This window comes from Rubrivirga halophila (genome assembly GCF_046845755.1).
GTDB lineage: Bacteria > Bacteroidota > Rhodothermia > Rhodothermales > Rubricoccaceae > Rubrivirga.
Window position 1 is genome coordinate 2,209,356 of the sequence record NZ_CP177357.1, and the last position, 22,235, is coordinate 2,231,590.

The 22,235-nt window shown below is 74.0% G+C and carries 14 protein-coding genes; 2 read left to right on the top strand and 12 right to left on the bottom strand.

The genetic code is table 11. The features are described 5' to 3' along the window. Nucleotide 1: 1 nt before the first annotated feature. From ACLIRP_RS09725 to ACLIRP_RS09780, 12 genes are all read right to left on the bottom strand, one after another. The gene (locus ACLIRP_RS09725) at nucleotides 2-955 is read right to left on the bottom strand and encodes a glycosyltransferase family 2 protein (RefSeq protein ID WP_412060251.1); all 954 of its coding nucleotides are present in this window, start codon (nucleotides 953-955) and stop codon (nucleotides 2-4) included. Then, nucleotides 952-2,205 (bottom strand): glycosyltransferase, encoded by a 1,254-nt coding sequence (locus ACLIRP_RS09730; RefSeq protein WP_412060252.1) that lies wholly within the window; start codon nucleotides 2,203-2,205, stop codon nucleotides 952-954. Before ACLIRP_RS09730 ends, ACLIRP_RS09725 begins: the two co-directional genes overlap by 4 nt. Next, complete coding sequence (locus tag ACLIRP_RS09735; RefSeq protein ID WP_412060253.1) at nucleotides 2,165-3,562, bottom strand: O-antigen ligase family protein; 1,398 nt, start codon at nucleotides 3,560-3,562, stop codon at nucleotides 2,165-2,167. Before ACLIRP_RS09735 ends, ACLIRP_RS09730 begins: the two co-directional genes overlap by 41 nt. Next, nucleotides 3,553-6,117, bottom strand: coding sequence for a glycosyltransferase (locus ACLIRP_RS09740; RefSeq protein ID WP_412060254.1), 2,565 nt, complete (start codon nucleotides 6,115-6,117; stop codon nucleotides 3,553-3,555). The genes ACLIRP_RS09735 and ACLIRP_RS09740 overlap by 10 nt, the downstream gene beginning before the upstream one ends. Nucleotides 6,118-6,153: 36 nt before the next feature. After that, on the bottom strand, nucleotides 6,154-6,666 hold the full coding sequence (locus ACLIRP_RS09745; protein WP_412060255.1) for an SLBB domain-containing protein: 513 nt from the start codon (nucleotides 6,664-6,666) through the stop codon (nucleotides 6,154-6,156). 29 nt (nucleotides 6,667-6,695) lie between these two features. Further along, the gene (locus ACLIRP_RS09750) at nucleotides 6,696-9,335 is read right to left on the bottom strand and encodes a GumC family protein (protein WP_412060256.1); all 2,640 of its coding nucleotides are present in this window, start codon (nucleotides 9,333-9,335) and stop codon (nucleotides 6,696-6,698) included. 639 nt (nucleotides 9,336-9,974) lie between these two features. After that, nucleotides 9,975-11,024, bottom strand: a complete 1,050-nt coding sequence (gene queA, locus ACLIRP_RS09755) for a tRNA preQ1(34) S-adenosylmethionine ribosyltransferase-isomerase QueA (protein ID WP_412060257.1) — start codon at nucleotides 11,022-11,024, stop codon at nucleotides 9,975-9,977. Nucleotides 11,025-11,096: 72 nt separating this feature from the next. Continuing rightward, nucleotides 11,097-11,879 carry a M48 family metallopeptidase gene (locus tag ACLIRP_RS09760; RefSeq protein WP_412060258.1) on the bottom strand — a complete coding sequence of 261 codons (783 nt, stop codon included), beginning with the start codon at nucleotides 11,877-11,879 and terminating at the stop codon, nucleotides 11,097-11,099. A 126-nt stretch (nucleotides 11,880-12,005) separates the two neighbouring features. Then, on the bottom strand, nucleotides 12,006-12,758 hold the full coding sequence (locus ACLIRP_RS09765) for a carboxypeptidase regulatory-like domain-containing protein (RefSeq protein WP_412060259.1): 753 nt from the start codon (nucleotides 12,756-12,758) through the stop codon (nucleotides 12,006-12,008). Between the two features lie 144 nt (nucleotides 12,759-12,902). Then, nucleotides 12,903-14,162, bottom strand: coding sequence for a hypothetical protein (locus tag ACLIRP_RS09770; RefSeq protein ID WP_412060260.1), 1,260 nt, complete (start codon nucleotides 14,160-14,162; stop codon nucleotides 12,903-12,905). Between the two features lie 58 nt (nucleotides 14,163-14,220). Beyond that, nucleotides 14,221-17,289 carry a TonB-dependent receptor domain-containing protein gene (locus tag ACLIRP_RS09775; RefSeq protein WP_412060261.1) on the bottom strand — a complete coding sequence of 1,023 codons (3,069 nt, stop codon included), beginning with the start codon at nucleotides 17,287-17,289 and terminating at the stop codon, nucleotides 14,221-14,223. 229 nt (nucleotides 17,290-17,518) lie between these two features. Further along, nucleotides 17,519-17,854: an MGMT family protein gene (locus ACLIRP_RS09780; RefSeq protein WP_412060262.1), complete on the bottom strand. Its 336-nt coding sequence runs from the start codon at nucleotides 17,852-17,854 to the stop codon at nucleotides 17,519-17,521. A 94-nt stretch (nucleotides 17,855-17,948) separates the two neighbouring features. Between ACLIRP_RS09780 and murB the strand changes: the two genes are divergently transcribed. Together murB and ACLIRP_RS09790 are read left to right on the top strand one after the other, a co-directional pair. Next, nucleotides 17,949-19,067 carry a UDP-N-acetylmuramate dehydrogenase gene (gene murB / locus ACLIRP_RS09785; protein WP_412060263.1) on the top strand — a complete coding sequence of 373 codons (1,119 nt, stop codon included), beginning with the start codon at nucleotides 17,949-17,951 and terminating at the stop codon, nucleotides 19,065-19,067. Nucleotides 19,068-19,264: 197 nt separating this feature from the next. Next, entirely contained in the window at nucleotides 19,265-22,192 is a 2,928-nt protein-coding gene (locus tag ACLIRP_RS09790; RefSeq protein WP_412060264.1) for an EAL domain-containing protein, read from the top strand. The last annotated feature ends 43 nt before the right edge of the window (nucleotides 22,193-22,235 follow it).

Below are 22,235 nucleotides of genomic sequence, written 5' to 3' on the forward strand. Positions count from 1 at the left end.
CCTACGCCCGCTCCGCGCCCAGGCCGAAGTAGTTGTCCGGCCCGGGGACGACGAGATTTTTGAGGCGGCCCAGCCCGACCGCGAACCGCGCCAACCCCACCGCCGCGCGCGCACGGTCCGCCAGCGACAGCCGGGCCCGCGCGATGCCCCGGGCGAAGGCGACGGCGCGGCCGCCGGAGGGCAGCAGCAGGCCCGTCGGGCGGACGCCCGTCTCGTACTCGATGTAGTCGCGCCGCGACATGCGGCGGGCGCTTCCCGGGTGGAGCCGCTGCTCGAAGAGGGGCCGGTCGACGAATGCGAGCGGGCCCGCCAGCACCAGCTCTGCGCACACGGCGTCCTCAACGCCCGGCATCGCGAACGGCTCGGCGTGGGCGACGGCATGGCGCCGGAAGACGCCGTAGATCAGCGACTGGCCCGTTTTGTCATGCAGGAACCGGAACAGGCGTTCGCCGGGATCCTGCGAGCCCAAGGCGGCCCAGTCGTCGGGGGTCCATCGGAACACGTCGTCGCCGTCGAGGAAGCCGCCGCGCTCGGCGTCGAACGGGTACGGCCGGTCGGCCTCGTCGACTAGCACGACGCCGGTGTGGGCGCCCGCCGCCTCGGGGCGGGCGTCGAGGGCGCCGAGGCAGGCCGCGAGAAAGCCAGGCCGCAGCCGGTCGTCACACGCGGCCCACTTGACGAACGGGGCGCCGGTCGCGAGCGCATGCGCCATCGAGCGGTTGAAGTTGCCGTTGGCGCCCAGGTTCGTCTCGTTGCGGGCGTAGCGAAAGCGCGGGTCGGTGGCACTGGCGGCCCGAGCGATCTCCGCCGTCCCGTCGGTCGAGGCGTTGTCGGTGATCACCGCCGTCCAGCGCGCCTCGGTCTGGGCGCGGAGCGCGTCGAGCAGGGCCGGCAGGAACGCCTCCCCGTTGTAGACGGGGACCGCGAGCGCGACGCGGGGGGCGTCCGTGCTCATGCCGCGGCGCGCTGGGCGATGGCGTCGGCGTAGATCTGGCGCAGCTCCGTGTAGTTGACGGCGCGCGAGAAGCGGCCCTCGAAGCGGCGGATCGTGCGGCAGCGCATCGCGCGCAACGCCTCCGGGTCGGCCATCATCTCGGCAATCGCGGCGGCAAGCGCGGGCGCGTCGCCGCGGGGGACGAGCCGGCCGGTGTCGCCGTCGGAGACCATCTCGGGGAACGCGCCGTGGTCGGTCGCCACGACGGGCGTGCCCTGCCCCATCGCCTCGACGGCGACGAGCGGCCAGCCCTCGTACCACGTCGACGGCGTCACGAGCATGGCGGCCCCGCCCATCAGCGCGGCCATGTCGTCGGCCGTCTGCCAGCCCAGCGCGTTGATGCGCGGGTCGCCCGCGGCGGCCGCTTCGACGAGCGGCGCGAGGGGACCGCTGCCAGCGACCTGCAACGACGGGAGCGAGGGGTCGAGCGCCCACGCCTCCAGCAGCACCTCGATCCCCTTGCCCCGCGCGAGCCGCCCCGCGAACAGGGCGTAGTCGCCGCCCGGGCCCGGGACGGGGTCCGTCGGCGGCGCGTTGTGCTTGACGGCCACGCGGTCGGCGGGCAGGCCGCCCTCGACGAACAGGTCGCGCGCGAACGCGCTCAGCGCGATGTAGCGGTCGACCGCCGTCGCCCAGGTGCCGAGCGCGCGGTGGAGCGCGGTCGTGGCCGCGACGGCGGCCGTGGCGGCGCGGTCGTCGCGGTAGCAGGCGTGGCGGACGGCGGGCGCGGCGAACGTCTTGCCCACGCAGTCGTGGCAGATCCGGCCGTCCCGGAGCAGCAGGTTGCCGGGGCACACCATCCGGTAGTTGTGCAACGTGTGGACGGTCGCCGCGCCTCCGGCGTGCGCCCCCCAGAAGACCGACGGCGATGCCAGCGGCAGCGTGTTGTGGACGTGGACCACATCGACGCCCTCGGCCTCGACGATCCGCCGGACCTCGTCGTGTGCGGTCCGGCTCCACAACGTCCGGGCCGCGAGCGCGGCGCGGCTCATCCCTTCCACGGCGTCGTTGTGGAGCACGTAGCGGAGGACGCGGTGGCCGTGCGCGTCGAGCAAGGCGCCCTCGCGCTCGAACACGCCGTCCTCGCCGCCCGGCTGCTGGTACACGTTGTGCACGAGCAGGACGGTCGGCGGCGCGTCGGTCGGAGGCGCCGCTCGGGCGGGGCGGCCGCTACCAGCCGTAGGTCGGGGCGGGGGCGCGGTCAGGGCCATGGGTCGGGGGGAACGGGAGGTCGATGGGGTCGAGCAGTTGGGGGTGCGTCGTGCGCAGGCGGACGGCGGCGATGCCGACGCCGATCACGGACCACACCCAGATCCCGCCCATCGGGCCCTCGAGGAACACGTCGAACGAGGCGTTGACCATCGCGGCCACCCAGAAGCCGGCGATCCAGGCGTAGAGCGCCATCCAGCGGCGCTCGTCGCGGGCCCGCGCGGCCAGCCAGGCGCGGAGCACGGCGCCGAACCACACCAGGTGGACCAGCAGCCACAGGATCACGCCGGGGACGCCGGCCCGCGCGAGGACCGTCATGTGGCCGTTGTGCGGGCTCCGCAGGCTCTCCTCCTCGGAGACCGAGTAGCCGTCGGCGACGGCGAGGTTGACGCCGAAGCCCTTGCCGGTCAGCAGGTAGTCGCCGAAGAGCGTGTAGTCGACGATGTCGCCCCACCACTCCAGGCGCCAGCGCTTGGTGCCGTCGAGCGAGGCCGAGCCGGAACCGAAGATGCTCGTGGCGTTCTCGACGATCTGCTCGACGGACAGCGTCCGCGACGTGCCCTGCACGCGGAGGTCGACGAACGGGCCGACGAGCACGCCGACCACCAAGAGCGCGGCGAACGCGTAGATCAGCCGGCCGGCGCGCGTGCCGCTCGGCCGCATCAGCCACACCAGCCCGATCCCTAGCGCGAAGGCCACCATCCCGCCCCGGTTGCTGACCATCACGATCCCGGCCGTGAACGCGGCCATCGCGAGCGCCGCCGGCGACCGCCGCAGACCGCTCATCATCAGGTACGCCACGATGCCGGTCACGTGGACCATCAGGTCGCCGCCCTTGGCGCTGAAGATCCCGACGCCCGGGGCCCACGGCAGCGACGGCTCGGCGTCGCCGACGGTCTTGGCGACGGCGTAGATGAGCCAGATGACGGCGAGAAACGCGATCGCGAACCGGTGGTAGCGCTCGGCGAGCGTGCGGAGCCCCTCGGGGTCGGCGAGCAGGACGGCGGCCACGATGACGGCGTACGCCCCGTAGCCCACCAACATGAGATCGCGGGCGGCGTCGAGCCCGTAGACGCCGAGGTAGGGCACGGTCCGGATCACCGCCCAGACCGCCAGCACGAGCCACAACCGGATCGGCCACGCGCGGAGCGCGGCGCCCAGCCCGCCCGACGACGCCGCGATCGCCAGCCCGGCCAGCAGCAGCATCTCGCCGATGAACAGCGGCGGCACGCCGATGTAGGCGAACGGGCGGCCGAGCAGGGCGTACCCCACGAGACACCCGCCCAGGATGGCGACGTAGCGGGCCACGGCCGTGCGGCGCGGGCGGACGTAGGAGCGGGGCGTGTAGGTCAGGTCCATGCCATCTCGGGCTCGGCGGCGGCGACGGGGCGCGGGCGGTCGACCAGGTCCCAGTAGCGGTCGGCGAGGTCGGCGACGCGGTCGGCCCACCCGAACTGATCGGCCACGAGGTGCCGTCCGGCGGCCCCCATCCGAGCGCGGCGGACGGGGTCGGCGGCCAGCTCGCGCATCGCGTGGGCGAGCGCGGCGACGGCCGGGCCGGGCGCCTCGGCGGGGACGAGCAGGCCCGCATCGGCGGGCACGTGGACGACCGTACCGCCGAGTGCGAACCCAACGACGGGGCGCCCGGCGCCGAGGGCTTCGAGGCAGACGGCGCCGCCGGAGTCGTGCAGGCTGGGCTGCACGAGCACGTGGGCCTGCGCGAGGACGTCGAGGACCTCGGGACGGTCGAGGCGGCCGAAGAGGCGGACGGTGTCGGCGACGCCGAGCTCATCCGCGAGCGCCGTCAGCGCGTCGTGCTCGGGGCCGTCGCCGACGAGCCACAGCTCGGCGCCGGGGAGGGCGGCGAGCGCGAAGGCCTCGATCGCGAAGCGGTACCCCTTCCACGCCAGCTGGCGGCCGACGCAGAGAAAGCGGACCGGGCCGGTCGCGGGGGGGAGCGCCGCCAGCCGCGCCACGTCGGCCGCGTCGAGCCCGATGGCGCTCCGCACCTCGACGTGCCGGGCGCCGAGCGCGCGCATCCGAGCGGCCGTCTCTTCCGTCGTGGCGAACGCGAGCGCGCCGCGCCGCGCCAGGCGGCGGACCGACGGGAGCCGCTCCACGAAGTCACGGGCCTGGGCGCGACGGCGCTCGTAGTGCTGGCCGGCGGTGTCGAGGGCGTCGACAAACGCGGGTGGGGCGTCTTCTCCCCCACCGACCGGGCCCCACACGAAGGGGACGCCCAGCCCGGCGACGGCGCTCGGGGCCCAGTACCGGGCGAAGGTGATGTGGTGCGCGAGGTCGAACGGCCGCTCGCGGTGGAGCCGGCGCGCGGTGCGGCCCGCCCACACCTGCCACAGGAGGTAGTGGAGCTGCTCCCAGCGCGGCCCCATGGGGCGGCCCTCGACCCGGTACTTCGCCGGCTCGAACGGGAGCGCGGCGTACGCAACCGAGAGCCCGGGGACGGGACGCTCGGCGAGTTCGGCCTCGATCGGCTGGCGAGCGCCCGCGTACGTGAGCACCGTCACGTCGTGGTGCCGCGCCAGCTCCCGCGCCGTGTTCCACCCGACGCCGCCCTCGGAGCCCTCGGTCGGGTCGCAGGCGAAGGCGGAGAGCAAGACGCGGAGCCGGGCGGGGTCGGGCGGGGCCGCATCGCCCGACGGGCGCGCGCGCCGCGCCGGCCCCCACAGCGCGGCCACCTCGGTGAGCAACACGACCACCTCGCCCGCCAGCGCCCCGACGACGCCGAACGCGGCGGTCAGCGCCAGCACGACGGTCCCGGTGACGCCGACCGCCCACGTCCGGGCGCGGAACACGGCCGACGGCAGTTCGGCGCTGCGGACGGCCGTCGTGAGCATGTTGGAGCCGGCGACGACGAACGGGATCAGCGCTAGGAACGCGAGCGCGCCGGGCGTCGCGGCGTACTTGCCGTCGTAGAGCCACGCCACGGCGACCTCGCCGAACGCGAGCACCAGGACGCCGTACAGCGCGCCCAATCCCAAGAACGCGCCGCCGATCTGGCGGAAGGTGCGGTCGAAGGTACCGGCGGCGCGGGCGCGGACGAAGAGGGGCAGGCACAGCGTCGCGAGGGCGCCGAAGCCCTGGAGCGCGGGCATCGCCAGGTTGAACAGGGCGCGCAACGTGCCGCTCCCCTCGAGCCCCACGAACAGCGGCAGCGCCAGGAACGGGACGGCGAGCTGCACCCACTCCAGCACGCCCGTCGAGGCCGACCACCGGCCGTACTCGATGTGGGCGGCGCGGGCGTCGGCGGCCAGCCCGGGCACCTGCTCGCGCCTGAACACGCCGAGCCGCCCGGCTAGCACGGCGCAGGCCGCCAGCGACGCGACGGCCATCAGCACGAGCGCGAGCGGGCCCGTCAGCGCGTCGACGCGGTAGAGGGCCACGGCGCCGCCCGCCAGCAGCGCCATGTAGAGCGCGCCGGCGCCGGCCGCCCACGACGGCTTCGAGACCACGAAGCACGCGCGGCGCAACAGCCACAGCGCCAGAATCGCGGGCTGGGAGATCGCCAGCGCCAGGAATACGGCGGCCAGCTCCGGACTCCCCAGCGCCCACGCGACGCCGCCGACGACGGCAAGGAGGGCGCCCGCGACGGCAGAGAACCCGGCGTGCGCGCGCAGCAGCACGCGGAGGTACGGCCCCGTCTTGCCCTCGAACTTGCCCGGTCCGAAGACCAGCATCGGCTCGATGAGCAGCCCGCCGTGGACGGTCCCCGCCAACAGGAACACCACGAAGGCGACCGTGAACGCGCCGTACGCCTCGGGCGTCAGCCACCGCGCCAGCAGCACGTTGACCAAAAAGTTGGCCCCCGCGAAGAGGGCCTGGTCCATGACCGTCCACGTGCCCTGGCGGAGCCAGGACCCGCCGAACGCGCGGAGTCGGGAGGCGAGGTCGGGCATGGGTCGGGCGCCGCGGGGGGTCGGGCCCGGGATCAGCTAGCGGCCGACGCGGTCGTAGATCAGCACGGCCGCGCTGATGCCGCCGACGACGGACAGCGCGTCGCGCCAGCCGAACCGCCGCTTGTCGATGACCTCGACGAGCATGGCGTCATCGTGCCGGAGCGCCGGGATCAGTTGCGGGTTCGTGACGGCGTCGGCCAGCAGGGCGCCGTAGATCATGCCGGTGCCCGGCCGCATCAGCCGGATCTCGACGCGGCGCTCGCTGTCGCGGTCGCGCGTGCTGACCTGGGGGCCGCCCGAGAGCGCGAGCAGCTCGCGCAGGCCGGTCTCGTCGGCGATCTCGTAGAGGCCCGGGTTCAGGACGGCGCCCTCGACCTGGACCTGGATGGTGGCCTCGCCGGGCAGGTGGTGCCGGTAGTAGCCAGGCGCGTTGCTGACGGTCTGCTCGCTCCGCCCGATCCGGGTGACGGGCGCGGGGTCGGGGTCAACCGGCTGGGCGAGGGCGGGGAACGCGAGGGCCGCGAGCGCGGCGAGGACGAGGAAACGCATGGGTCGGGGGGACAACGTCGGGGGGGGGGTTAGTCGCGGGCGGCGTGGCGGACGCCGGCGGTCGCGCGGAAGCCGATGGCGCCCGCGGGGTCGAAGCGGTTGAGGACGGTGCCGACGCGCGTGAGCCCGACCGAGGCCAGCTCGGTCGCCACCTGCTCGAGCGCCTCGATGTCGGTGCGGCCGGACTCGGCCACGAGCAGCGCCGCGTCGGCATGCGGTGCGAGCAGCGTCGCGTCGGCCGAGGCCAGCGCGGAGGGCGTGTCGACGATCACGATGTCGAACGCCGAGCGCAGGTTCTGCAGGAGCGCGCCGACCTGGTGGGGCGCCCACATCTCGTCGGGCGAGGCGGCCGTCTCGCGCGGCGTCATCGCCAGCAGGCCGGGCACGGCCGTGCTCCAGTAGACGAGGTTCGAGTCGGCCGGGCCCTCGCCGAGCGGGGCCTGCTCGCCGAGCCCGAAGAGCGCGCCGACGGCCGGCCGCCGGAGGTCGGCGTCGACCAGGAGCGTCCGGCGGCCCGCTTGCGCGGCGGCGGCGGCCAGGTTGGCGGCCACCAAGCTGGTGCCGGCGTGCGCCTCGGGCGCGCCGACGAGCACGACCTGGGGGTGGGCGCCGCCCCCGGCGTACAGGCCGGCGTGGAGGTGCCGGAACGCCTCGGCGTCCGGCGAGAAGGGCCGCGAGAGCGTGACGAGGCCGGGGTGGACGAGCGCCCCCTCGATCTCGTGGCGGCCGCCCCGCAGGGCGTCGGTCAGGTCGGGGATGGTGCCGATCACGGCGAAGCCGTGCTCGCGGAGGTCGTCGGGCGTGCGCGCCGTCGAGTCGGTCTGGAAGCGGATGAAGGCGAGCCCCAAGCCGAGCAGGAGGCCCGCAATGCCGCCGAGCGCGGTCGCGGCCGGGGCCTTGAGGCCGCTCGGCTTGCGGGGCACCTGCACGTCGCGGAGCACCTGGGCGAAGCCGAGCTCGGTCGTCTCGGCGAGCGAGGCCCGGTCGTACTCGGCGCGGAGCTGGGCCAACGTGGTGGCGGCCTGCGTGCGCTGGCGCTCCAGCTGGCCGAGCTCGACCTGCTGGCCGGGGACGGCGCGGAGCTGGCCGCGCGCCTCGGCGAGCCGGCCCGACAACGTGCGCGCCCGGGCGTCGGCGCCCGCCAGCTCGGCCTCGACGGTCGAGATCTGGCGCTGGAGTTCGGCGAGGTAGGCCCGGCCGTTCGAGGCCGTGCTCCCCATGTCGAGCCCGCCGGCGCCGACGGCGGCGTCGGTCGCCGAGGCGATCCGGCGCTGGCGGTCGGCGCGCAGCCCGCGCAGGCGGCGGTCGATCTCGGCGACATCCGGGTGGCCCGTCGGGTCGCCGCGGAGCTGGGGGTTCTGGCGGTAGATCTGCTCGAGGAGCCGCTCGTCGGCGGCGATCTGGGTGTCGAGGTCGGTCGTCTCGACGACCGAGGGGGCCTGGGCGCTCCGCTCCAGGCGCTCCGGCACGGAGGCGAGGTCGCTGCGGAGCTGGGCCAGGCGGGCGCGGTGCGTCTGGGCCTCGACCCGCGCCAAGTCGAGCTGGCCCTGGAGCTGGCCGATCTGCGAGACCGTCACGCGCGTCTGGTCGTCGAGCCCGGCGGCGTTCTCCGAGGTCATGAACCGTTCGAGCTGGCTCTCGATCTCGGACAGCTCGCCCTCGCGCCGGGCGATCTGCTCGTCGAGCACCTCGCGGGTCCGGGTCGAGCGCTCCTGCGACGACGTCCGCGTGAGGTCGACGTAGGCGTCGGTGTAGAGGCGGGCGATGAGGGCGGCCTCCTCGGGGAGCGCGGCCGTGGCCGAGACCTTGATGGCGTCGGCGTCCTCGGCGGCCGGGCCGACCGTCACGGCCTTGTCCTGGAGGTACTCGCCGTAGCCCTCGGGCGTGAGGGCGCCGTCGTAGCGCTCGGTCGCTTTCTGGACCGTCGAGAAGGCGTCGGCGTCGGGGCGGGCCAGGATCGAGGCCGCCGCGCTCTGCGCGATCTGCGGCGCTTGCTGGAGCACGAGGCCCTGGTTGACCACCTTCGACACGTCGACGCCCGGGGCCTGGGCGACCCCACCCGCGCCGGCCTCGTTGTCGTTCGGGATGATGAGAAGGATGCTGTGCGCCTCGAAGACGGGCGTCCGGAACGTCGCGTACGCCGCGCCAAGCGCGAGCCCGAGAACGGTCAGCCCGACGATGAGCCACAGGTGACGGCGGAGCATCCGCAGCGTGCTGCGGAACGAGCGCCGCGCCTCGGCGCGCGGCGGCGCGGCGACGGGCGGCGCGGCCGGCGGGATCGCGGGCGGGCCGGCGGGCCGTGCCACGGGCACCTGGGGCACGATCGGCGCCAGCGCGGTCGTCGGGGCGGGGTCGTCGTCGAACCCGATCTGGAACCCGTCGGCGGGGTCGTAGCCCAGCTCGGCCGGGGCGGCGGCGCCGTCGCCGAACGGGTCGCCCAGCTGGACCGCCGGCGCCGACGGCCCGGGCTCCGAGGCGGGCGCTTCGAGCGCGGGCGGCTCGGGCGCGGGCTCGGCCGCCAGCGTCCCCCACGTCGGCGGGGTGGAGCCGGCGCGGCCGTCGCCGGGCCCTCCGAGGTCTTCGAACACGGCGTCCTCGGCCGAGGCGTAGGCGCCGCCAAGGGGCGGGCCGGACGGGACGCGGCGGAGCGGGGTCGGGCGGTCGGACATGTGGTCGGGGGGAGACCCCGTGTATCGGCGGGTGGGCCGCGGACTCTAGAGCGCCCGCGTGTCGGCCTCCCCAAGGGCAATCCGAACGCCCTTCTCACCCTGCCCGCTCTGCCCCGACGCTTTGGCACGCTCCCCCGACACACGACCGGGCTAATCGCTTGCGACGGCGTTCCAACGTGACGCCCCGGTGCACCGTCGGGCCTGCCAAGGCCGGTTTCGCTCTCTCGGAGCCTCCGACCTGCGACTCCGATCTTCGAAGGGTCTCGATTGGACGCCAGAGGGTCTCCGTTGAGCCTCGGAGGTGCACCATTGACCCTCGGAGGTTCTCGAACAGCCCTCGGAGGGCCTCGACCGACCCTCGGAGGGTCTCGATTCAACCTCGGAGGTTCAATTCTGAACTGGAAACGACGATTGGCCCGCCTGCACGCTGGGCGGTCAATGCGCGGGGCTCGCGCCCGGGTCGCCCCGTGGTGTCAGCCTGAGAGGCTGTTCAGATGTCCCCTCCTCCCTCGAGGGAGGCGGGCCCGAAGGGGCCGGAGCGTGTCCGGGCGGGCTTGCGGTCGGCCGACTCCCCCAGAACGTGTAGGAGAGACTCGGCGGCGTTACGACGCTGCCACGCGCCTGAGTCCACACCCGGGCCTATTCCACGATCAGCATGCAGTCGCCGTAGGAGTAGAACCGGTAGCCCTCGCGGACGGCGTGGCGGTACGCGCCCATCACGGCGTCGAGCCCACCGAAGGTCGCCGTGAGCACGAGGAGCGACGACTGCGGGAGGTGGAAGTTGGTCAGCAGCGCGTCGACGGCGCGGAAGCGGTAGCCGGGCGTGATGGTGAGGCCGGTGGGGCCGGCGACCGGCGCGAACCGGCCGGCTTCGTCGGCCGCCGTCTCCAGCGCGCGCGTCGACGTGGTTCCGACGGCGACGATCCGGCCGCCCCCCGCTCTCGCGGCGTTGAGGGCCTCGGCCGTCGCGGCCGGCACGTCGATGGTCTCGGCGGCGACGCGGTGCTCCGAGAGGTCGTCGGCGCGGACGGGCTCGAAGGTGCCGTAGCCGACATGGAGTGTCACCTCGGCCGTCGTCACGCCGCGCTGACGGAGGGCGCCGAGGGTGGCGGGCGTAAAGTGGAGCCCGGCGGTCGGGGCGGCGACGGCGCCGCGCGCCCGGGCGAACACCGTTTGGTAGCGCTCCTTGTCCGACGCGTCGGCCTCGCGGTCGACGTAGGGCGGCAGGGGCATCCGGCCGACGGCGTCGAGCGCGGCCTGTTCGGCCTCCGCCGCCAGCCGCTCGCCATTCTGCGTCAGCCGCACGACGCGGCGCCCGTTGTCCAGCACGCCCTCGACGGCCGCCGCCAGCCCGTCGCCCAGGAGCACGGCCGCGCCGGCCTTGAGCTTGCGGCCGGGCCGCGCGAGCGCGCTCCACGTCCCGTCGTCGCGGCGGTCGATCAGAAAGAGCTCGGCCTTCCCCCCGCTCGGCCGCGTGCCCACGAGCCGGGCCGGGACGACGCGCGTGTCGTTGAACACGAGCGCGTCGCCCGGGCTCAGGTACTCGGGGAGGTCCGTGAACCGCCGGTCCTCGACGGCGCCGGTCGCTCGGTGGAGCACCAGCATCCGCGAGCCGTCGCGGCGCGCGGCCGGGCGCTGCGCGATGAGCGCGTCGGGCAGGTCGAAGGCGTAGGCGTCGAGGTCAGGCACGGGGAACGGGGCAGGCAGGCGGCAACCTATCCGCGCCCGCCGGCCCCTCCCCCCTTCTCATTGCCCATTTCCCTACAATTGCGCCGCGCGCCGGCGCACGGCCGCGAACTCGCGGTCGTCGCTCGCCAGCCGGCGGCCGTCGTACTGCCGCGCCAGCTGCCGCACCTCGCGCATCCGGTCGGACGAGAGCGGGTGGGTGCGGAAAAAGGCCACGCCGCCGCCGCGCTCCTGGGCCGCGAGCCGCTCCAGCAGGTCGCCGAGCCCGTCGGGGTCGTAGCCCACATTCGCCATGATCTGGACGCCCAGGCGGTCGGCCTCGCGCTCGTCGCGCCGCGAGAACGACGCGAAGGCGCCCTGGGCGGCGATCTGGGCCGCGATGCCCTCGACCCCGCCGCCGACGCCGATCGCGCCCGCCAGCACGTTCGCCTCCTGAGCCGCCGAGAGCCGCTGCGTGCCGTGCCGCGCCGCGCCGTGCGCCACCTCGTGCGCGATCGCGCCCGCCAGCTCGGACGCGCTGCCGACCCGCTCGATCAGCCCGGTGTTGATGTAGACCAGCCCGCCGGGCACGTTGAAGGCGTTGATGGCGTCGTCGCGGACGACGTAGAACCGCCAGGGGCGGTTGCCGAGCTGCGTCTGCCGCGCCATCGCCTGCCCGAGCCGGTTGACGTAGGCCGTAACGGTGCGGTCGTTCGTGAGCGGGAGCTTGCGGGCGAGCTCGGCCTCGAGCTGCTGGCCCGCCTGCCACTCCTCGTCGACGGAGTAGTAGTTGGCGCCGCCGAGCGTGGCGCAGCCGGCGACGGTGAGCGCGAGGAGGGCGACCGCCGCGAGCGCGGCGGGGAGCGTGCGAAGGGACATGGGAGAACGGAGTGGTGGGAGGGTCGAACGCCGAGGGGTCCACCTCGCGTTCCAGGGCCGAGCCGCCCCTCCGCCCGACGAGGTCACGCCGGCGTGCCCGTCCCCGTCGCTTCCAGGGCCCTCGCGCTAGCCGTCGATCTCGATCTGGGTCCAGATCAGCACGGCCCCGCACGTGTTGCGGAACCGCGTGTGCGCGTACGCCATGGGCACCTCCGACGGCCCCCGATAGACCTCGACCGCCGCGACGTCGCCGAACGGGAGCGAGTCCACGTTGTCGGACAAGTAGGCCGCCTCCGTGCCGTCGATGAAGACGGTCATCGGGCAGTCGCGGCGGCGGGTCGAGACGAGCCGCGAGAGCCCGCGGCCCCGGTCGATCCGGACGCCGTTCATGCCCCGGAAGATGTCCGAGAACTGTGAGACGTTGCGGGCGTCGAGGTCGGCCCGGGTCAGGAACGCGCCGGTGTGGCTGTCCTTCCGGTCGAAAAACCCGATCCGCTCCAGGCGCCGCCGGTTCAGCGTCTCGGCCGTCACCACGACGTCGCCGAGCGCGCGGACGCCGCCCGGAGCCAGCCCGAGCACGACGTACGTGTTGGCGCCCGGCGTCACGGCGACCGTCGTGTCGACCGGGGCGTAGCCCAGATACGCGGCCCCGATGGCGACCGAGTCGGCGTCGACGACGAAGCGGACGCGGCCGTTGGCGTCGGTCGCCGCCCCGGCGTCGCCGGCGACCACGCTGGCGCCGGGCAGCGGCGCCCGGGTCTCGGCGTCGCGGACGAGCACGACGACGTGGTGCTGGGCGCGGGCGTCGGGCGCCAACCCGACCAGGGGCGACGCCGCCAGCAGAGCGGCGAGCAAGTGCAGGGCGGTGGGCGTCGGCATGGCATCCCCAGGTGGTCGGCTACAGCATAGGGCGTACGGGCCGGGTCCGCGAGGGGATGCGGCGTCCCACCTCCCGGATCGGCACAAAAAAGGGGCCCGGCGGCGCAGTGCCACCGGGCCCCCTCGGGGGTCACGCGTGCGAGCCTAGAAGTTCGGGTTCGCGTTGCGCTCGTTCTGCGGGATCGGCAGGTAGCGCCACGGGCCGGGCACCGCACCGTCCGCGTTGACGAACGGCAGGCCGAACCGGCGCATGTCCATGAGCCGCTGGCCCTGGAGGAACAGGGTCCGGTCGCGCTCCTCGATGAGCGTCGACTGGTTGGCGCTGGCGAGCGCGTCCAGGCCCGCGTCGGTGCGGACGGCGTTGATGAAGCCGAGCCCGGCCGACGAGCCGGCGCCGGCCGCCTCAGCGCGGATCAGCGCGTTCTCCTGCCACGACGCGAACGTCAGCGACTGGCCGGGGTCCGTGATGACGGCCTGGCGGACGAAGAACCGCGTCGCGCCGGCGACCGGCGGAGCCGGCTCGACGGCGACGCGGGTGTCGCCCTCGTCCTCGTACGCCTGGAAGCGGTCGGCGGCGACCACCTGGGTGCGGCCGATGCCGCCCTGGGAGTACCAGTTGTTGGTCGACGACGCGTTGTAGTCGCCCGTGAAGGGCGCGTCGCCGGCCACCAGGCCCTGCGCGGCGAAGGACTCGGCCTGGGCGAGGTTGCCCAGGTAGAGGTAGTTCCGCGCGATGAGCGTGTTGAGCAACCGGGTCTGGTAGTCATTCGCGGTGAAGGCCTTGGCGGCCGTGTACCGGTCGATCGACTGCTGGTAGAGCTGAGCCGCCGGGATGAGCGGGCTCAGGTTCTCCGGGTCGGACGAGATCGGCGCGCCCGCGTTCGCGTTGGGGTCGAGCGCGAAGTAGCTCGCCAGGAAGTACCGCGCGATGCCGCCGAAGAGGTTGCCGGTGTAGTTGGCGAGGCGCCGGGCCTCGTCGCCGTCCGCGTCGGCCGTGAACTCGATGGTCGTCTCGGCACGACGGAGCAGGTCGTCGGCGAGGTACCGCGTCTGGTTGATGGCGTTGTACACGCCGTCGACCGAGTTGTTGGACGTCAGGATGTCCGCGTCGTCGACCTCGTCGAACGTCGGGAACGTGGCCCCGTTGACGTCCTGGTCGAAGAGGAACGCGTCCGAGAGGAGGTCCGCGAGGACCGCCGAGGCGTCGTAGGCGTCGTTGAACGCCTCCTCGACGCCGATGGCGAGGAAGCCGACGGCGCGCTGCTGGTCGAGCGAGTCGGTGTCGACGCGGTCGATGAAGCCGTCGACGTCGCCCGTAAAGTTGTCGGCGGCGTCGCAGGCGCCCAGCCCGAAGGCGAGGCCGAGCGCGACGGCCGCGGGCGTGAGGGTGGATCGGAAAGTCATAGGGATGGTGGGGTGGCGGTCGGGGGCCGCCCGTGCGGCCCCCGGGTCGCCAGTCGCTTTAGAGGCCGAGCTGGAGGGTGAGGAAGAACTGACGCGGGTTCTGCAGCGTCAGGAAGTCCGCGCCACGCGAGGCGCTGAGAGCGCCGGCGAAGTTGACCTCCGGGTCGAGGCCCGAGTACTTCGAGGTGGTGAAGAGATTGCGCGCGGCGAAGGCGATGCTCGCCGTCCGGACGCGCTCCAGCGCCGGGACCTGGCCGATGAACCGGCCGAGGTTGTACCGGACCGAGATCTCGCGGAGCTTGAGGAAGTCGGCCTCCTCGAGGTAGTTCGCGTCGAAGCTGCCCGAGGTCCGGGCGTACGCCTCGGCGGCCTCGGTGTACTCGGCCGTGCCGGGCGTGAGGTCGGGGATCTCGTCCGTCGACCCGAACCCGAGCTGGTCCCGGAGCCGGTTCCGCTCGAAGTTGTTGCCGAAGAGCGACTGGAAGAGCGCCGTGTTGTTGAACACGCTCAGGCCCGTGGCCCAGTCGGCGAGGGCGTAGAACGTGAAGTCCTGGAACAGCGTGATGTTGGCCGTGAACGACCCGTTCCACTCGGGGTACGGGATGCCCATGAAGCACCGGTCGTCGCTGGTGCCCGGGAGGTCGACGCACTCGCCGGAGTCGATCCGGGCCTGGTACTCGGCCCGGTTGGCGTCCGTGATGCCGGCGTCGACGCCGGCGTAGGAGCCGTCGTCCCCGAAGATGGCGCCGTTGACGGGCGTCATGTAGAACGCCGAGCGCGGGAGGCCGCTCGTGACCGTGCCCTCGCACAGCGGGGCCGGCGTGTTCGGGTCGTCGAGGCAGACGCCGGCGCGGATGACGTTGGCGTCGAACCCGTCGAACGACGGCTGCGACTCACCGATCGACTTGACCTCGTTGGTCGAGTAGTTGGCGATGGCGCCGAGCTCGAGGCCGAAGTTCCGGGTCCGGACGGCCGTGCCCGAGATCTGGAACTCGATGCCCTGCCCGTCGATCTCGCCGATGTTGATCGGCCGCGTGCCGATGAGGCCCGTCGACGGCGCGATGAGCTCGCGGAAGATCGAGTTCGAGGCGTTCTGGTTGTAGTACGTGAACTCGAGGGCCACGCGGTCATAGATCTCGAGGTCGGCACCGACCTCGAACTCCGCGACGCGCTCCGGCTCGATGGCCGGGTTGCCGATGTTGACCGGCGTGGCGCCGGCGCCGTCGCCGCCGACCTCGGCCCCGTAGAGGAGCAGGATCGCGTCGGCGCCGCCCGGGAGCTGGCCGCTCTCGCCGTAGGCGGCGCGGAGCTTGAAGATGGACAGCGCGCTCGGGACGGCCGCGAACTTGTCGAGCCGGACGGCCGCGCGGCCGAACGGGTAGACCACGCTCGGGGCCTCGGAGCCGATCGCCGACGAGTAGTCGTTGCGGAGGCCGAACGCGGCGAAGTACGTGTCCTGGAACGACAGCGACTGCTCGGCGAGCAGGCCCAGCTGGCGCTCGTTGGCGAAGAACTCGCCCGAGAACTGGTAGTCCGAGCCGGAGCCGGCGTCGGTGATCAGCGGCGTCGCGAAGTTCTGGATCTGGAAGTCGAAGAACCGGCGGCGGTTGTCGAAGCCCTGGACGCCCGCGGACGTCGTCATCTCCAGGCCGTCGACGGGCTCATACGCGTAGCGCGCGTCGACCTGGAACGAGATCTGGTCGTTCTCGCGCGAGCTGATCGAGCGCTCACCGAACCCGGGGACGCCCGAGTAGGTGAACCCGACGGGGAGCGTCTGGTCCTGCCGCGTGTCGGCGGCGTCGATCCCGACGTTGCCCGAGATCTGGAGGTTGTCGATGGGCGTGTAGCGGGCGTCGAACGAGCCGATGAACCGGTTCGTCCGCAACTGCGTGTCGATGGCGCGGATGGCCAGCGAGTCGGTGAAGTTGTACGGCCGCGTCGAGAGCAACGTGTTGCCGAGGTACCCGAAGAGGTTGTTGTCGTTCTGCGGGGTGCCGACGGTGTTGAACGTGTACCCGGCGTTGGCGGAGACCGACAGGTTGTTCAGCGGGAACGCCTCGAAGTTGGCCCGGAGGCTCCGGCGGTCCTGGTAGTTGCCGGGCATGATGCCCTCCTCGTTGCGCGTGTCGAACTGCGCGAAGTAGCGGACGCTCGGGGCGCCGCCGGACACGCTGACCGTGTGCTGCTGGATGCCGCCGTCCACGAAGTTGGCGTTGGCGGCCTCAAACGTCTGGTCCGCCGTCAGCTCGGTGTACTCCGTCTGCTGGGTGTTCTGGCCCGTGACGTACTGGTAGTTGATCCGGAACGGCGCGGCGGCCTGGCCGGCCCCGCCGATCTGACCCTTCTTGGTCGTGATCAGCACGACGCCGTTCGAGGCGTCGGTCCCGTAGAGCGCCGCCGCGGCGGGCCCCTTCAGGATGTCGACCGAGGCGATGTCGTCGGGGTTGATGTCCGAGAGCACGCCGACGTCCTGGCCGCCAGTGCCGATGGCGCCGCCGGTGAACTGGGCGTTCGAGATGCGGACGCCGTCGATGTAGATGAGCGGCTGGCCGGCGCCGTTGAGGCCGCCGCCAGAGCGGACGTTGAACCGGATGCCGCCGCCGACGTTGCCCGAGGCGGGCTGGACGGAGACGCCGGACACCTTGCCCGAGACGAGCTGCGAGAAGTCGTTGTAGGGGACCACGTCGGTCAGCGCCGCCGCGTCGATGCGGCTGACGGCGACCTCCGAGCGCGAGCGGCTCCGCGAGGAGAGCGCGCCGGTCACGACGACCTCATCGAGGCCCGTGAGGTCGGGGTCGAGCGTGAACGCCTGGGTGACGGTCTGGCCGGCGGCCACGGTCACGGTGAAGTCCTGGGGCTCGTAGCCCGTGTAGGACGCCCGGAGCACGTGCGTGCCGGCGTTCACGTCGAGCGTGTAGTCGCCGTTGATGTCGGTGGCCGCGCCGCGCGCGGCGCCGACGACCTGGACGGCCGCGCCGATGAGCGGCTCGCCGGAGTCGGCGGCAACGACGTTGCCGGAAATGGTCGCGGTCTGGGCCGCCAGAGGGGCGGCGCCGACCAGCGCGAGGAGGAGCAGGAGCGCTCCGCCGAGAGCACCTCGATGGGTGCGCTGGGTAGTCAAGGTCATGGTGGGGTGGTGTGTGTGTCGCGAGCTCCCCCGGGGAGGGCGGGGCCGCGCGCCGTCCAGGCGCGCTCGGCACGACCCGGGCACCTCAGGAGCTCCCTGAGAGGCCGTGCGTGCAGAGGAGAGAATACCGACATCTCGGGGCGGCGTGTGGGCCAGCGCCCCGGAGAGCCCCGTTTCACCGATGAACGGTCGCCCTCCGCCGCGAACGGACGGACGCCGAAATGCCCTGCTACCCGGCCCCCTCGGCCGACGGGTCCCAGAGGTGCGCCGCCAACGCCACCCGGTCGGGCTCGGCGAACGTGACGCCCTCGGCCGCCAGCCGCTCGGCCATCACCGTCGGCGTCTCGAAGTGGCGCCGCCCCGACAGCCGGCCCTCGCGGTCGACGACCCGGTGGCAGGGGACGTCCAAGGCCGCGCTCGCGGCGACGGCGCGCAACGCCCACCCGACGCCCCGCGAGGCGCGGGGCGCGCCGAGCGCCCGGGCGACGCGGCCGTACGTCGTGACGCGGCCCGGCGGGCAGCGCCGGACGACCTCGTAGACGCGGGCGTAAAAGTCGTCGGCCATCGGAGTCTCGTGAACCGTCGGAGACTACGGCCGGGAGCGCCCGACCGCGCGGGCCGCGCCGAGGTAGACTCCCCCCGCACCGCCTGCCCCACCCGTGGCCCTCGTCTCCCCCGCCCCCGACGCCCCGCTGGCGCCCGCCGAGCGCGCCCGACGCGAGGCGGCCTTCCGGGACGCCCTCGCCGCCCGCCTCCCCGGCCTCGACGCCGCCCGCGTCCGGCACGACCACGGGCTCGCGTCCTACACGACGTTCCAGATCGGCGGCCCGGCCGACGTGTTCTTCGAGGCCCACACCGCCGACGAGCTCGCGGCGGCCGTCGGCGCCGCGCGCGAGACGGCCGTGCCGTACTTCGTGCTCGGGCTCGGGGCCAACATCCTGGTCGGCGACCTCGGCTTCCGGGGCGTCGTCATCCGCAACAAGGCCACGCACGTCACCATCGACCCCGCCACCTCGCGCGTGACGGCCGAGAGCGGGGCGGTCGTCTGGCCCGACCTCATCGAGGCGACGGTCGCCGCTGGGCTCGGTGGCCTCGAGCACTACGCGGGCATCCCGTCGACCGTCGGCGGGGCGATGTGGCAGAACCTCCACTTCCTGTCCCCGCCGCCCGAGCGCGAGCGGACGATGTTCATCGCCGAGGTCGTTGCCGAGGCGGAACTGCTCGGCAACGACGGCACGCGCCGGACCGTCGACCGCGCGTGGTTCGACTTTGGCTACGACTACTCGACGCTCCACGTCACCGAGGACCTGGTGCTGACGGCCACCTTCGACCTGGTCCCGACGGACCCCGCCGTGCTCCAGGCCACCATCGACGCCAACCTGGAGTGGCGCGGCGCCCGGCACCCCCCCCTCGACACCCAGCCCTCGGCCGGGTCCGTCTTCAAGAAGATCGACGGGGTCGGCGCGGGCCGGCTGGCGGACTGGTGCGGGCTCAAGGGCACGCGGATCGGCGGGGCTATGGTGACCGAGCGCCACGCCAACATCCTGATCAACACGGGCGGCGCGACGGCCCGCGACGTGCGGCACCTCATCGGCTACGTGCAGGAGACCGTCGAGCGCGAGCAGGGCTACCGGCTGAGCACCGAGATCGGCATGATCGGCGACTTCGGGGCGCTCGGCCGGCTCCCGGCCCCGGGGTGGGAGGACGCCGACGGGTTCGAGGCGGGCGTCCCGCCGGGTGGCCACCCCGAGGCGCACCGCGACGCCGAGCGCCGCTAGCGACCGCCCGCCCGGTCGGCAACCCGCGGTGAGGAAAAGAGGGAACGCCGGAGGGGGCGAATCGGAGCACCGGCGCGGTGTGCCCGCGCGCGCCGCACGCCGCGCACGCCCGACGGAGGCGCTGAGGACGGATTCTGGCCCGCGCCGCCCGCGCGGCACGGCGCGTGCACGGGGGGGGCGTAGACCCAGCCCGACCGATGCCCACGCCCGACCGCCACGCCGACCGGCTCCGCCTGCTCGCCGACGTCATCGCCCACGACGGGCGCGCGTTCGTCGACCGCGTCCAGCGCGCGCTCCGGCTCGCGACGGACCTGCTGGGCTACGACATCGGCCTGCTGAGCCACATCGTCGACGCCGACTACACCATCGTGGCGGCGCACGCGCCGGGGACCGAGATCGCGCCCGGGACGGTCTTCGACCTGGGCGACACGTACTGCAGCCTGACGCTCGCGCGCGGGGACCTGCTGGAGATCGCGCAGGCGGCCGGGTCGGAGTACGATGGCCACCCCTGCCACCGCGAGTTCGGGCTCGAGAGCTACCTCGGCGTCCCGATCCGCGTCGACGGCGCCGTCTGGGGGACGCTCAACTTTTCGGCGCCGCAGCCGCTGGCGGCCCCCCTCGAGGCGGCCGACCACGACCTCGCCCGGCTGTTCGCGGTCTGGATCGGGGGCGTATTGGAGCGCGAGGCGAGGGATCGACGGATCGCCGACGAGGCCGGGCGGCTGGCGAGCGTCGTGGACCAGGCCCCCCTCGTCGTCTACCGGCTCGACGCCGACGGCCGGTTCACCATGACCGAGGGGGCCGGGCTCCGGGCCCTCAACCAGACGCCGGGCCAGATTGTCGGGGCGTCCGTGTTCGACCTTTTGCCCCCCGATGACGTCTCGGTCGCCGCCGTCCGGCGGATCCTCGCCGGCGAGCCGCAGTCGTGGGAGGCCCGGCTCGGCGGGACCGTGTTCGCGAACCAGGCCCGGCCCGTCCGGGCCGCCGACGGGAGTGTCGGCGGGATCGTCGGGGTGGCCACCGACGTGACGGCCCAGGCCGACGCCCGCCGCGGCCTCGCCGCCAGCGAGGCCCGCCACCGGGCCCTCTCGGAGGCCACCTTCGAGGGGATCGTCTACAGCGTCGACGGGGTCGTCATCGACGCCAACACGCAGGCCGCCCGGTTGTTCGGGTTCGCGAAGGGCGACGACCTCGTCGGCCGCGGCGCCGAGGCGTTCGTCGCCGACGACTGGCAGTCGATCGTGGCCGAGGCCATCGCGACCGACCGCGCGGAGGCCTACGAGTGCGTGTGCGTCCGGGCCGACGGCACGCGGTTCTGGGCCGAGGTCCAGGGCCGCCGGGCCGAGCACGAGGGCCGCGCCGTCCGCGTGACGGCCATCCGCGACGTGACCGCCCGCAAGGAGGCCGACGAAAAGCGCCGGTTCCAGGCCGACGTGCTCGCCCACGTCTCGGACGCCGTCGTCGCCCTCGACCTCGAGGGCCGCATCACGTATTGGAACCGGGGCGCCGAGGAGCTCCACGGCCACCGCGGCGACGAGGTCCTGGGCCGCGCCCTGGCCGACGTCGTCCACTACGCGCTCCCCGACGACGACCCCTCGGTCCACGACGACAACGTGACGCCCGAGGCCGCGCTCCGCAGCGAGGCCGCCCGCAACGGCGAGCTGGTCTACGTGGCCCCCGACGGCCGCGAGCGGTTCGTGTCGGTCTCGACGAGCGTGCTGAGCGACGAGGCCGGGCACCCGATCGGGCTGCTGGCCGTCTCGCGCGACGTCACGGCCCGGCGCCGGATGTCGGCCCGGCTCCGCCACCAGGCCACGCACGACGCGCTCACGGAGCTCCCCAACCGGACCCTCTTCCGCGAGCGCATCGAGCAGGCGATCGCCGACGGCGCCCCGTTCGCCGTCATGTTCGTCGACCTCGACCGCTTCAAGGTGGTCAACGACTCGCTCGGCCACGACGCCGGAGACCGGTTGCTGCGTGAAGTGGCCGCCCGCCTACGGGCCACGCTGCGGGCCTCCGACGCCGTCGTCGCCCGTCTCGGCGGCGACGAGTTCGGGGTCGTCGCCCCGACGACGGACGCGCCGGCGCTCGCGCAGACCCTGCTCGACGCCCTCGCCCAGCCGCTCGACCTCGGCCCGCGCACCGTCTCGCCCGGCGCCAGCGTTGGCGTCGTCGCCGACGGGCAGGCCTACGACGCCCCGGGCGCGCTCCTGCGCGACGCCGACACAGCGATGTACGCCGCCAAGCGCGCCGGCCGCGGCCAGTTCGCCCTCTTCGCACCGGCCATGCACCGCGAAGCGGCCCTGCGGTTCGGGCTGGAGCAGGACCTGCGCTACGCCGCCGCGCGGGGCCAGATCGTCCCCTACTTCCAGCCCGTCGTCGACCTCGCGACGGGCCGCGTGGCGGGGTTCGAGGCGCTGGCGCGGTGGCACCACCCCGAACTCGGGCAGCTCGCGCCCGACCAGTTCCTCCCGCTCGCCGAGGAGCTCGGTCTCCTCGCCGACCTCGACCGCTGGATCCTGGACCGCACCTGCGAGACCGTCGCGACCTGGGGCGGCGAGGCCGTCGACGCGCTCTCGTACGTCAGCGTCAACTGCTCCGACCGGACGTTCCTCGCGCCCGACCTCGCGGCCCACGCCCGCGCCGCCGCCGACGCGGCCGGCCTCCCGCCCGACCGGCTCGTCCTCGAACTCACCGAGCGCGCGCTCATCGACGTGGAGGCCGCCCGGCACGTGGTCGACGCCGCCCACCGCTACGGCTTGCGGCTCGCGATCGACGACTTCGGCGCCGGGTTCTCGTCGCTCGGGCTCCTGCACGCGCTCCCCGTCGACGCCCTCAAGATCGACCGCTCGTTCGTCGCCGACCTCGACGCCAGCGGCTCGGCGCGGGCCCTCGTCCGGGCCGTCGTCGGGCTGTCCGGCGACCTCGGGATGACCTCGATCGCCGAGGGCGTCGAGACGCCGGGCCAGCTCCGCGCCGTGCGCGAGGCCGGCGCGACGTACGGCCAGGGCTTCCTGTTCGCCCACGCCCTCCCCGCCGACGAGGCCCGGGCCCTGCTGGCGTCCCCGCCCTGGACGGAGGCCTGGCCGGACTGGATCGCGGGGCAGGGGGTGGAGAGCCTCTAGAGGCCGACGCCCCACCGGACCCGGCCGCGCGGAGCGGCCCCGC

Coding starts and splice junctions, on each gene's coding strand:
- ACLIRP_RS09725 (WP_412060251.1), bottom strand. CDS start 955: ATGAGCACGGACGCCCCCCGCGTCGCGCTCGCGGTCCCCGTCTACAAC.
- ACLIRP_RS09730 (WP_412060252.1), bottom strand. CDS start 2,205: ATGGCCCTGACCGCGCCCCCGCCCCGACCTACGGCTGGTAGCGGCCGC.
- ACLIRP_RS09735 (WP_412060253.1), bottom strand. CDS start 3,562: ATGGACCTGACCTACACGCCCCGCTCCTACGTCCGCCCGCGCCGCACG.
- ACLIRP_RS09740 (WP_412060254.1), bottom strand. CDS start 6,117: ATGCCCGACCTCGCCTCCCGACTCCGCGCGTTCGGCGGGTCCTGGCTC.
- ACLIRP_RS09745 (WP_412060255.1), bottom strand. CDS start 6,666: ATGCGTTTCCTCGTCCTCGCCGCGCTCGCGGCCCTCGCGTTCCCCGCC.
- ACLIRP_RS09750 (WP_412060256.1), bottom strand. CDS start 9,335: ATGTCCGACCGCCCGACCCCGCTCCGCCGCGTCCCGTCCGGCCCGCCC.
- ACLIRP_RS09760 (WP_412060258.1), bottom strand. CDS start 11,879: ATGTCCCTTCGCACGCTCCCCGCCGCGCTCGCGGCGGTCGCCCTCCTC.
- ACLIRP_RS09765 (WP_412060259.1), bottom strand. CDS start 12,758: ATGCCGACGCCCACCGCCCTGCACTTGCTCGCCGCTCTGCTGGCGGCG.
- ACLIRP_RS09770 (WP_412060260.1), bottom strand. CDS start 14,162: ATGACTTTCCGATCCACCCTCACGCCCGCGGCCGTCGCGCTCGGCCTC.
- ACLIRP_RS09775 (WP_412060261.1), bottom strand. CDS start 17,289: ATGACCTTGACTACCCAGCGCACCCATCGAGGTGCTCTCGGCGGAGCG.
- ACLIRP_RS09780 (WP_412060262.1), bottom strand. CDS start 17,854: ATGGCCGACGACTTTTACGCCCGCGTCTACGAGGTCGTCCGGCGCTGC.
- ACLIRP_RS09790 (WP_412060264.1), top strand. CDS start 19,265: ATGCCCACGCCCGACCGCCACGCCGACCGGCTCCGCCTGCTCGCCGAC.